A 10,977-nucleotide genomic window follows, 5' to 3' on the forward strand; every position below is an offset into this window, starting at 1 on the left:
GTCTGTTGTGTCTGTTCAACCCACGGTCATCGCTCAAATCAGCGATCTGCATATCAAGGCCTTTGGTCGTCTCTCTTATAAACAGGTCGATACCCATGCCGCTTTACTGCAGGTTATCGATACCCTTAACGCGCTGCAGCCGCGCCCCGATGTGGTGGTGATTACCGGCGACCTGGTCGATTTTGGCAGGCCGGAAGAGTATCAGACGCTGCGCGAAGCCCTGCAGCGCCTCCAGTTGCCCTTTTATCTGATGGCGGGCAATCACGACGATCGCGAGGCACTGCGTGCTGCCTTCCCGGATCACACCTACCTGCAGGCGGGACCAACCCTGAACTGGCAGCTTAGTGTGGGCGGCGTCAGGCTGCTGGCCCTGGACTCCAGCGTACCGCAACAGCCGTGGGGGGAGGTGGATGAGCAGCAGTTGCAATGGCTGGATCAGGCACTGCGTGAGGCCGCGGATCAGCCCACGCTGGTGATGCTGCATCATCCCCCTTTTGCCTGTGGCATTGCGCATATGGATCGGCAACGGTTACGCCATCCTGAGGCACTTGAGGCGATCATTGCCCGCCATCCGCAGGTTGAGCGGGTGCTTTGTGGTCATCTGCATCGCAGCCTGCAGACCCGCTTTGCCGGAACCCTGGCCTGTGTTGCACCCGGCGTGTCGCATCAGGTGGCTCTGGATCTGCACCCGGAGGGGCCCGCTCACTTTATTCTGGAGCCGCCCGGCTTTTTGCTCCATTGCTGGCAGCCAATGCAGGGAATGGTCACGCATCAGTGCGCGATTGGCCACTTTTCGGGACCCTGGCCATTTTACGATAGTCAGGGGTTAATCGATTAGTGCCAGCTAAATCTGTATTAAGCGGGGTGATATTTGTCTTAATGCTGCTCAAAAATGCCGACACAGTGTAGACTTAAGCCCGGCTATCAGGGCTTCTGGCACACATTAAAAAAATAATCAGGCATTCACGACATGATACTCTTCTCCGGGGCGGCGACGCCATGTTAAAGCTCTTTCGGCCCAAGGCCGACTTGCGCAATCTGATCGCCCTGCTGGTGATTGTCAGCATTGTTATCACGCTCGCGAATACGCTCTACGCTACGTGGCGGGTGCAGCGCCAGGTGCTGATTGACACCACGCTTGAGGCTAACCGGGCCTATGCCGCCAAGCTGGCTTCAACCAGTGAAATCTTTTTTCAGCTGGCGCAGTCACAGTTGCACTACAGCGCCAATCAGCTAAGCCGTGACTTTAATAATGAAGGACTGCTGAATAGCGAAGTCAATCGTCTGCGTGAGCAGACTACCAGTTTCAACTCGGTTGCTGTGGTGGATGAGCAGGGCGCGATCAAAGCGATCTCGCCCGAATCCCTGACGCTGAAAGGGATGCGTGTCACCAGCGACGCCTCCCGCGAAGCGCTGACGTTGCGGCAGCCGATCATCAGTAAACCGACCCTTTCTGCAGCCAATAATCTGCTGGTGTTTGTCTCCTGGCCAATCTGGAGTCCCGATGGCGACTATCTGGGCTACATCGGCGGCACGATCTATCTGAAGAAAAAAAGCATTCTGAATGCGCTACTGGGTGAACAATTCTACCGTGATGGCACCACGGTCTATGTGCTCGACAGTAATAATGAGGTGTTGTATCACCAGAATCGTCAGCTGATTGGTAAAGTTCTGCCCGCCATCGTCAGTCCGCGTGACGAGCAGACCAATGGCTCGCTGATGCTTGCGGGTGCAGGTGAGTCCACGCAGCTGGCGGGCTATGCCGTCGTGCCGACCACCGGCTGGACGGTGGTGGCGCTGAAGCCGATTAACGTCACGCTGAACCCGCTTTCAGGCCTGTTAATGAAAGTCCTGAAAAACTCGGTGCCGTTCGCGCTGCTGACCCTGCTGGTTGCGTTAGGGCTGGCACGGCTGATTGCCCGACCACTGTTCCAGCTGGCCCGCAAAGCCAGCCGGATGGATGCGCAGGGCGTATCAAAAGAGATTGGCGGCATCAGTGCCTGGTATTTTGAGGCGGCGCAGGTCAAGCGCGCGCTGCTCACCGGCATCGGACTGGTGCAGGACAAAATCGGTCGTCTGAGTTCGGAAGCCCAGACCGACCCCCTGACTCAGTTGCTGAATCGCCGTGGTCTTAATGCGGTACTGGAGTACTACCGCACGCTACGCCAGCCTTTCTCGGTGCTGGCGCTGGATATCGATCACTTTAAAAACGTCAACGATAGCTGGGGCCACGATGTGGGTGACCGGGTGATTCAGCAGGTCGCTAGCACGCTGCGTGCCAGCGCCCGTCAGTCTGATGTGGTGTGCCGCAACGGCGGAGAGGAGTTTCTGATGCTGCTGCCGGGAACGGCGCTGGATGAGGCGCAGATTATCGCCGAGCGCGTGCGACTGGGTATTGCAGAAGCCTGGCTCACCGACGTGGGACGCATTACCTTGTCTATCGGCGTCGCGGCCTGGAATGGTTCGCAGGATGTCGGGCTGGAAGGCAGTTTAAAACAGGCGGATGCGGCACTCTATGAGGCGAAAAATGCCGGGCGCAACTGCGTTATCGTGGCCGCCGCGTAATCGCGTTAACTCACAGTGTTTCGCAACGGCAGGATAAAAATGGGTGGGGAAGGGGAAGTTAAGCAGGGCGCGGCGTTAAGGCTACCGCGCCCCTCAACATCAGGCTGACTTGACGTAATCCAGCACCATGTCGTGGTGATTCGAGGTCTTGAAGTTATCAAACACTTTTTCGATCCTGCCCTCAGCATCTATCAGGAAGCTGATGCGATGAATGCCGTCATAGGTTTTCCCCATAAACGTTTTTTCACCCCAGACGCCAAACGCCTGGCAGACTTCATGGTTTTCATCGGAGAGCAGGGTAAAGTTCAGCAGCTCTTTTTCGACAAACTTTGACAGTTTTTCCGGTTTGTCGGTGCTGATGCCCAGCACTTCCACGCCCGCTTTTTTCAACTCATCCATGTTGTCACGCAGACCGCACGCCTGCACGGTGCAGCCTGGTGTCATCGCTTTCGGGTAAAAGTACACCAGAACGCGCTGTCCCTGGAAGTCGGTCAGATTCACGTGTTCGCCGTCCTGATCGGGCAGGCTAAATGCGGGTGCAGTATCTCCGGCTTTCAGTGGATTCATTACATCTCTCCATTTTCTTATTCAGGCTGTGGGTAATACACCATCCGGTCAGAAACGGCCAGAGGGAAAATTACCATCAGGGGGTATTTCACCACATAGCCGGTCACCTTTCAGTGGCAGTAATGTGGAGAAATAACTCCGGTTAATTGACCAAAGCTTAGCGTACCGCGCTGACAGATTCGCTGCTGTCGGCATCTGATACACTGTAAAGGCGCAGCGTTCCCTGAGCATTCAGCTCCTGACACAGGGTATTAAACGCCTGCTCAAACGGGGTGCCACTGGTTCGCGTCGGACTGTGAGCGGTCATTTGAATATAGAGCGTAGGGGGCAAATTGTGTTGCGCTGGCGTAATGCGCGACACCAGTTCGGCCACATTCATCTGATGCTTATCGATAAGATCGGTAAAGCGTTCAATAATATGCGGCGAATCAGCCACCTCAACCTGAATGAACGCGGTGTCGGGCATCGGCGGACGGAGCCGGGCATTGGTGCGCTTCATGACGATCAGCAGTTCCAGCTCTGCCCCTTTCAGTGGCAGGGTCGATTCAATCAGTGTGATCGCGTTCCAGCTGCCCGACAGCAGCATGATAAAGGTGAACTCATCCCCAAGCATGGCAAGACGGCTATCTTCAATATTGCAACCGCAGCTGCTGACGTGTCGGGTAATGGTGTTGACGATACCCGGACGGTCAACACCGAGCGCGGTGATCACCAGATGATGGGGCTGAGATTGCGGCAAAATGGCTTTTCCTCTGCTTTCGCTAATAACCATAAGGTAAACATAAAAAAAACTGCTGACAAGCGCGGGAATGGCGTGGCTGGCTTGCTTTTCCCTAAGTGTAAAACGTACCATGAAGCACTTGTTTGTCGAGGGGATCGCCAATGTTTACGGGAAGTATTGTTGCACTCGTTACGCCAATGGATGACAGCGGTAATGTCTGCCGGTCGAGTCTGAAAAAACTGATTGATTATCACGTCGCCAGCGGCACCGCGGCGATCGTTTCCGTCGGCACCACAGGCGAATCTGCTACCCTGAGCCATGAAGAACATGGTGATGTGGTGATGCTGACCCTGGAACTGGCCGATGGCCGTATTCCGGTGATTGCCGGAACCGGGGCAAACGCCACCGCTGAAGGCATCTCTCTGACTAAGCGTTTTGAAAATTCCGGCGTTGTGGGTTGCCTGACCGTGACTCCGTATTACAACCGTCCGACGCAGGAAGGGCTGTTCCAGCACTTTAAAGCGATTGCGAATAGCACCAGCCTGCCACAGATGCTGTATAACGTTCCTTCGCGTACCGGTTGTGACATGCTGCCGGAAACCGTTGCCCGCCTGGCCGAAATCAAAAATATTATCGGAATCAAAGAGGCAACCGGGAACTTATCGCGGGTTAGTCAGATCCAAGAGCTGGTTAATGAAGATTTCATTCTGGTGAGTGGCGATGACGCGACTGCGCTGGACTTTATGCAACTGGGCGGCAAAGGCGTCATTTCGGTGACGGCCAACGTGGCTGCGCGCGAAATGGTCGAACTGTGTCAACTCGCACAGCAGGGCAATTTCGTCGAGGCACGCCGCCTGAATCAGCGTCTGATGCATCTGCACCAGACGCTTTTCTGTGAACCCAATCCTATCCCGGTGAAATGGGCTGCGAAACAGCTAGGATTAATCGCTAACGACACGCTGCGTCTGCCAATGACGCCACTGACTGCAGCCGGCCAGCCGAAAGTGGAGCAGGCGCTGGTGAAAGCGGGTTTGCGATAATTTAGGGAGTTTGAATGAATTACTCAGTAAAGCGGTCAACAGTAGCCACAGTGGTGGGGCTTTCTACCCTGATGCTGTTGTCGGCCTGTTCAAGCGATCAGCGTTATAAGCGCCAGGTCAGCGGTGACGAATCTTATCTTGAAGCCAGTCAGTTAAATGAACTGAAAGCGCCTGCCGGAATGATCCTGCCGGTGCAGCGTGGTGATTTCGACGTGCCGCGCACGACCAGTCAGGCACCCACCGGCAAGCAGCTCGACATCCGTCCGCCAGCCCAGCCGCTGGCGCTGATGAACGGCACCCGCGCACAGTTCAGCAACAATACCGGCGCGCTGATGATTGATAACAGCCGCGGTTCAGTCTGGTCGCAGGTCGTCAACGTGGTGCAGTCATACAAATTCCCGATTGCTTCCCGTAATGACGCAGGCCAGCAGCTGACGACGGACTGGGTGCAGTGGAACCGTGCTGATGAAGATCAGCAGTATCGTGGCCGCTACCAGATCAGCGTGCAGTCGCAGAGCTATCAGCAGCAGTTAACCGTTCGTCTGCTGGAGCTGCAGCAGGATGGTAAAACCATTACCTCACCTGTGCAGATCCAGCGTTACACCGCGCAGATGCTGAATGACATCAGCACCGGTATGGACAAGATTGATACGGCGAGTGAAAACGCGGCCTCTGGTCGGGTGAATGGGGCCATTGATGTGCAGAGCGGTGCAGATGATACCGGCCTGCCACTGCTGATCCTGCGTACGCCATACAACGTGGCATGGCAGCGTCTGCCTGATGCAATGAAACGCGTCGGGATGGAAGTGACCGACACGACCCGCTCAACCGGCAGCATGAAGGTGACCTACAAGTCACTGAGCAGCAGCGACTGGGATTCAGTCGGTGCGAAAGATCCGGAATTACCAAACGGTGATTACAAAGTGCAGGTCGGCGATCTCGACAACCGCACCAGTCTGCAATTCATCGACCCGAAAGGGCATGTGCTGACCCAGTCGCAGAACGATGCGCTGGTGGCCGTGTTCCAGGCGGCGCTGAACAAATAAAGTTGCCCCAGGCCGGAGATTCTCCGGCCTTTTTATTTTGTTTTTGGCATAATAGCGCGCGGCGAAGTAAACGATTGCGTCAAGGCAATCGCCGCAGCGGCACTGGCCGCTGAACACCCGTTATTTCAAGTCTGGAGTGAACAAGATGCAAAAGCGAGCTGAGTTGTATCGCGGTAAAGCGAAAACCGTATACAGCACCGATAACCCGGATCTGCTGATACTCGAATTCCGCAACGATACGTCAGCAGGTGATGGCGCCCGAATCGAGCAATTTGATCGCAAGGGAATGGTTAACAACAAGTTTAACCATTTTATCATGACTAAATTGCAGGAAGCGGGTATCCCGACCCAGATGGAAGCGCTGCTGTCAGATACTGAAGCGCTGGTGAAGAAGCTGGAGATGGTGCCGGTAGAGTGCGTGGTACGTAACCGCGCCGCAGGCTCGCTGGTAAAACGCCTGGGCGTGGAAGAGGGCATTGTGCTCAATCCGCCGCTGTTTGATCTTTTCCTGAAAGATGATGCAAAGCATGACCCGATGGTCAATGAATCCTACTGCGAAACCTTTGGCTGGGTCAGCAAACAGAACCTGGCGCGGATGCAGGAGTTGACCTTTAAAGCCAACGAGGTGCTGAGCAAACTGTTCGACGATGCGGGCCTGATTCTGGTCGACTTCAAACTGGAGTTTGGTCTGTTTAACGGCGAAGTGACGCTGGGCGATGAGTTTTCGCCAGACGGTGCGCGCCTGTGGGACAAAGAGACGCTGGATAAAATGGATAAAGACCGTTTCCGCCAGAGCCTCGGCGGCGTGGTGGAAGCCTATGAAGCGGTTGCACAGCGGCTGGGCGTGAAGCTCGACTGAGTTTGCCTGCCGCGCAGAAAGAAAAAGGAGAGCCCCGGCTCTCCTTTTTTCATTTCAGGGTAAAGCTGGTGATTGCTGCCTCACACAACTAAAATCATGCCATCTGAAAAAATGACTGAGGGAATACAGCATGCGCTGGCAAGGGCGTCGCGAAAGCGACAATGTAGAAGACCGTCGCGATCAATCGTCCGGTTTAGGCGGCGGAGGCCGCCAGATTCGTCTGCCGCGCGGTAAAGGCGGTATTGTGCTGCTGATTGTCGTGGCCATCGCGGGTTATTACGGTTACGACCTGACCGCACTGCTGACAGGCGGCGAAGTTGCACCGACCAGCCAGCAGCAACAGCGCAGCGTCAGCGCCAATGATGATGAGGCTGCGAAATTCACGAAGGTGATCCTGGCCACCACGGAAGACACCTGGGGCAAACTGTTCCAGCAGATGAACAAACAGTATGTGGCACCGAAGCTGGTGATGTATCGCGGCGCAACCCGCACCGGCTGTGGTACCGGACAGTCAGTCATGGGGCCGTTCTACTGTCCTGCCGATCAGACCGTCTACATCGACCTCTCTTTTTATGACGAGATGAAAACCAAACTTGGCGCGGACGGTGACTTCGCCCAGGGCTACGTCGTCGCGCATGAAGTTGGCCACCATGTCCAGAAACTACTGGGTATTGAACCGAAAGTGCGTGAAATGCAGCAGGGTGCCAGCCAGACGCAGGTTAATCAGCTCTCCGTCAAAATGGAACTGCAGGCGGACTGTTTTGCCGGTGTCTGGGGACACTATATGCAGCAGGAAAATATCCTTGAAGCGGGCGATCTGCAGGAAGCGCTGAATGCCGCCGAGGCAATTGGCGATGACCGCCTGCAGCAGAAAGGTCAGGGCCGCGTAGTGCCGGACAGCTTCACCCACGGCACGTCTGAGCAGCGCTATACCTGGTTCAAGCGCGGGTTTGATGGTGGCAATCCAGGACAGTGCAACACCTTCGTCAGCAACTAATGAGTCTGCAGCCTCTTACGCAGCTTATGCAGCAGGCCGGTGTGCGTCGTCTGGCGGTGATCAGCGGCGACCCGGCCTGGTGTTTACTACGGGCTGCGGCGTGGCGTGAAACGCTGACCGGCGACTGGCTGGCGTTGAGCCCGGAACCGCTGTTCTCTGCTTCGGATAAAGGGCCGGGTCAGTATAAAACGCCGGTCCTGCACAAACAGCCTGCTGCGGTGCGCACGCTGCTTGGCCGTGAATTTCGTCATGCTCTGTTTGACGCCCGTCAGGGCTTTCATGCCGACGCTTTCGCTGCGCTGGCTGGCACGCTCACCGCCGGTAGCTGGCTGTTACTGCTGGTGCCGCCCTGGGAACAGTGGGCGCAGCAGCCTGACAGCGACAGCCTGCGCTGGGCCGATGTCGCTGAACCCATCGCCACCCCTTATTTTGTTCACCACCTGCAACAGCTGATATTAGCGGATGACCAGGTGCTGCTGGAGCGGCAGCATCAGCCATGCCGGTTTCCGGCGCAGCCGGACTGGCCGCAGTGGCACTGTCAGGCACCGCAGCAGCAGCAGGCGATACTCGATCAGCTGATGAGGCTGCCATCGGGGGTTGCCGTGCTGACCGCGCCCCGCGGACGCGGTAAATCGGCGCTGGCGGGTATACTGGCACGATTGAACGGACATTGTCTGGTGACGGCTCCGGCCAAAGCCTCAACGGAGGTGCTGAGCATCTTCGCCGCTGACGCTTTTCACTTTATGGCACCCGATGCGCTGCTGGCGCTGGAGACGCCGCCGCAGGCGGAATGGCTGATTGTGGATGAAGCGGCGGCGATCCCGGCACCGCTGCTGCAGGCGCTGGTCAGTCGATATCCCCGCGTATTGCTCACCACCACCGTACAGGGCTACGAAGGAAGCGGGCGCGGGTTTATCCTTAAATTCTGCGCCGGGCTTCCTGATGCACACTATTTTACGCTCGATGAGCCGCTGCGCTGGTCGCGTTTCGATCCGCTGGAGCAGTGGCTGAACCGGGCGCTGCTGTTTGAAGATACCGCCGCAACCGCACCCGATTCTCCTGTAACGCCTCATCGTGTTGAGCGCCACGATTTCAGCGCGCTGGAGGCCGCGTATCGTCTGCTGACCAGTGCACACTATCGTACCTCACCACTTGATCTGCGCCGCCTGCTGGATGCCCCGGGCATGCAGCTGTGGCGGGCCGGCGACGCGTCGGCGTTACAGGGCGCGCTCTGGCTGGTGGAAGAGGGCGGTCTTGAACCTGCACTGGCACAGGCGGTCTGGGCGGGCACCCGGCGACCCCGCGGGAATCTGGTGGCGCAGTCGCTGGCAGCCCACGCTGGTCTGGCTGAGGCGGCGACATTGCGCTCGCTGCGCATCAGCCGTATTGCCGTGGCGGCGGAGCGGCGTCGTCTGGGAACCGGACAGCAGCTGGTTGCGGCAGCGGCCAGTGCGGCCGTCGGATATGACTACCTCTCCGTCAGCTTCGGCTACACTGAATCTCTCTGGGCGTTCTGGCGCGCCTGTGGCTTTAGCCTGGTGCGGATTGGCAGTCAACGCGAAGCCAGCAGCGGCTGCTACGCGGCGATGGCCATGTTGCCCTGTTCTGCTGCGGGTGAGGCATTGCAGCACCGCGCGGCAGAACAGCTGGCGCGAGACTGGCCGCTGTTGCGCCAGCATATCGCACTGGAACTGCAGTTTGATCAGGTTACTGACGACGGATTGACCGCGCAGGATATTCGTCTGGCGGCGGGTTTTGCCTGGGCGCAGCGGCCACTGGAAGCGAGCCTGCCGGTGTTGCAGCGTCTGGTGCAGGCCAGTTCAGCCTCTTTACCGCTGCTGGCTGCGGCGGTTGCCACACCCACAGCCCTGGGCGAACTGGCCCAGCAGGCTGGAGTGAGCGGGCGCAAAGCGCTAGTCGCAGCGCTGCGTCAGCAGGCGGCAGCGGCCCTCCAGACACTGGGCGTTGATGCAGCCTTGCTGCACCTGCCGTTGAAATAATTCGACCAGCTGGTTCAAATTATCCTCATATGATTTTATGCCAGGCGGCGTAGAGTGAACACAGGAGGTCAACATGACACTGAAATATGTAATCGTTCAACAGCCTGCCACCACAGCACAGCTGTTTCTGCTCTACCATGGCGTTGGCGATAACCCGGATTCAATGGGCGAGATTGGCAACTGGTTTGCCCGAACGTTTCCCGACGCGCTGGTGGTGTCCGTCGGCTCGCCTGGTGCGAGTCGTCAGTGGTTCGGCGAAACCGACCTGCACGATCAGACCGTCCAGCAGCGGGTTGATGCGGCCATGCCGCAGTTTGTTGGGTCTGTGCGTCACTGGCAAAAAAAGAGCAGCGTGCGGCCGGAAGCGACAGCCTTAATCGGCTTTTCGCAGGGCGGCAGTATGGTGCTGGAAGGGGTTAAGGCGCATCCGGATCTGGCGGGCCGCGCGGTGGTGTTTAATGGCCGGTTTATTACCCTGCCGGAGAAGGCCAGCACCCGCACCACCATTCACCTGATCCACGGTGATTATGATGAGCAGGTCCCGCTGCACCATGCGCAGCAGGCGGAGCATCGGCTGACCGCCTGCGGTGGCGATGTTACCCTGGATATCGTTGACGATCTGGCGCACGCCATCGATCACCGCAGCATGGAGATGGCGCTGAATCATCTGCGTTATACGGTGCCAAAACGCTACTTTGATGAGGCGTTAAGCGGCGCAAAACCGGGTGACGATGATGTTATCGTAATGATGTAAAAAGCCCCTGAATAGCAGGTAATGCTGGTCAGTTAAGATTAGATTTGTAAAGGCTGTCACGGTCAGACGTGGCAGCTTTTTTTATGGGCGAGGGAGCCGCAGTGCGAGCCTGAGCACCTCTGCTGCTGCCGGGCCGTCCTCGCGCCGCTCAGGCGGTACCTTCGGCTTTGACGTCGTGCCGACGAACCGTTCGGGGATCGGCCCTCCCTGGCCGGCCCCGAACTGTCCACGCTTCCCGGCGTGGACTTCTGGCCCGCCGTCACGCCTCAGCGCTGCGGATAGCCCTTTCAGCAGCAGAGGCGCTCAGGCCTTCACTCTCGTGCCCTTTTTAACAATACGCACCAGAAGCTTCAGAGCAGGCAGGGGCCGGGCAGGGGCAGGCAATCCGCAGCGCTGAACAGAATGAGTCTGCCAGGAGAGCCCGCAGG

The 10,977-nt window shown here is 57.5% G+C and carries 10 protein-coding genes; 8 read left to right on the forward strand and 2 right to left on the reverse strand.

The window, feature by feature from the left end; all coding sequences use genetic code 11:
* Window positions 1–7: 7 nt before the first annotated feature.
* Both OK412_RS00670 and OK412_RS00675 read left to right on the forward strand, forming a co-directional pair.
* Complete coding sequence (locus tag OK412_RS00670) at window positions 8–838, forward strand: phosphodiesterase (RefSeq protein ID WP_060680718.1); 831 nt, start codon at window positions 8–10, stop codon at window positions 836–838.
* A gap of 161 nt (window positions 839–999) precedes the next feature.
* Window positions 1,000–2,565, forward strand: a complete 1,566-nt coding sequence (locus OK412_RS00675; protein ID WP_010260020.1) for a sensor domain-containing diguanylate cyclase — start codon at window positions 1,000–1,002, stop codon at window positions 2,563–2,565.
* A gap of 99 nt (window positions 2,566–2,664) precedes the next feature.
* Here the strand turns inward: OK412_RS00675 and bcp are convergent, their stop codons facing one another.
* The gene (gene bcp, locus OK412_RS00680; RefSeq protein ID WP_010260016.1) at window positions 2,665–3,132 is read right to left on the reverse strand and encodes a thioredoxin-dependent thiol peroxidase; all 468 of its coding nucleotides are present in this window, start codon (window positions 3,130–3,132) and stop codon (window positions 2,665–2,667) included.
* A 157-nt stretch (window positions 3,133–3,289) separates the two neighbouring features.
* Window positions 3,290–3,871 (reverse strand): glycine cleavage system transcriptional repressor, encoded by a 582-nt coding sequence (locus tag OK412_RS00685; RefSeq protein ID WP_010260011.1) that lies wholly within the window; start codon window positions 3,869–3,871, stop codon window positions 3,290–3,292.
* Window positions 3,872–4,014: 143 nt separating this feature from the next.
* On the opposite strand from OK412_RS00685, the gene dapA reads away from it, so the two are divergent.
* The 6 genes from dapA (at window position 4,015) to ypfH (ending at window position 10,549) form a co-directional block, all read left to right on the forward strand.
* Window positions 4,015–4,893, forward strand: coding sequence for a 4-hydroxy-tetrahydrodipicolinate synthase (gene dapA, locus OK412_RS00690; RefSeq protein WP_010260008.1), 879 nt, complete (start codon window positions 4,015–4,017; stop codon window positions 4,891–4,893).
* 14 nt (window positions 4,894–4,907) lie between these two features.
* On the forward strand, window positions 4,908–5,939 hold the full coding sequence (bamC, locus tag OK412_RS00695; RefSeq protein WP_010260005.1) for an outer membrane protein assembly factor BamC: 1,032 nt from the start codon (window positions 4,908–4,910) through the stop codon (window positions 5,937–5,939).
* Window positions 5,940–6,084: 145 nt separating this feature from the next.
* Window positions 6,085–6,798, forward strand: coding sequence for a phosphoribosylaminoimidazolesuccinocarboxamide synthase (gene purC, locus OK412_RS00700; protein ID WP_010260002.1), 714 nt, complete (start codon window positions 6,085–6,087; stop codon window positions 6,796–6,798).
* Between the two features lie 130 nt (window positions 6,799–6,928).
* Entirely contained in the window at window positions 6,929–7,795 is an 867-nt protein-coding gene (locus OK412_RS00705) for a neutral zinc metallopeptidase (protein ID WP_264352575.1), read from the forward strand.
* Entirely contained in the window at window positions 7,795–9,795 is a 2,001-nt protein-coding gene (locus OK412_RS00710; RefSeq protein WP_159227061.1) for a tRNA(Met) cytidine acetyltransferase TmcA, read from the forward strand. Before OK412_RS00705 ends, OK412_RS00710 begins: the two co-directional genes overlap by 1 nt.
* Window positions 9,796–9,868: 73 nt before the next feature.
* Window positions 9,869–10,549, forward strand: coding sequence for an esterase (gene ypfH / locus OK412_RS00715; protein ID WP_264352576.1), 681 nt, complete (start codon window positions 9,869–9,871; stop codon window positions 10,547–10,549).
* Window positions 10,550–10,977: the final 428 nt, after the last annotated feature.

The organism is Pantoea sp. JV6, assembly GCF_025910055.1.
GTDB lineage: Bacteria > Pseudomonadota > Gammaproteobacteria > Enterobacterales > Enterobacteriaceae > Pantoea > Pantoea agglomerans.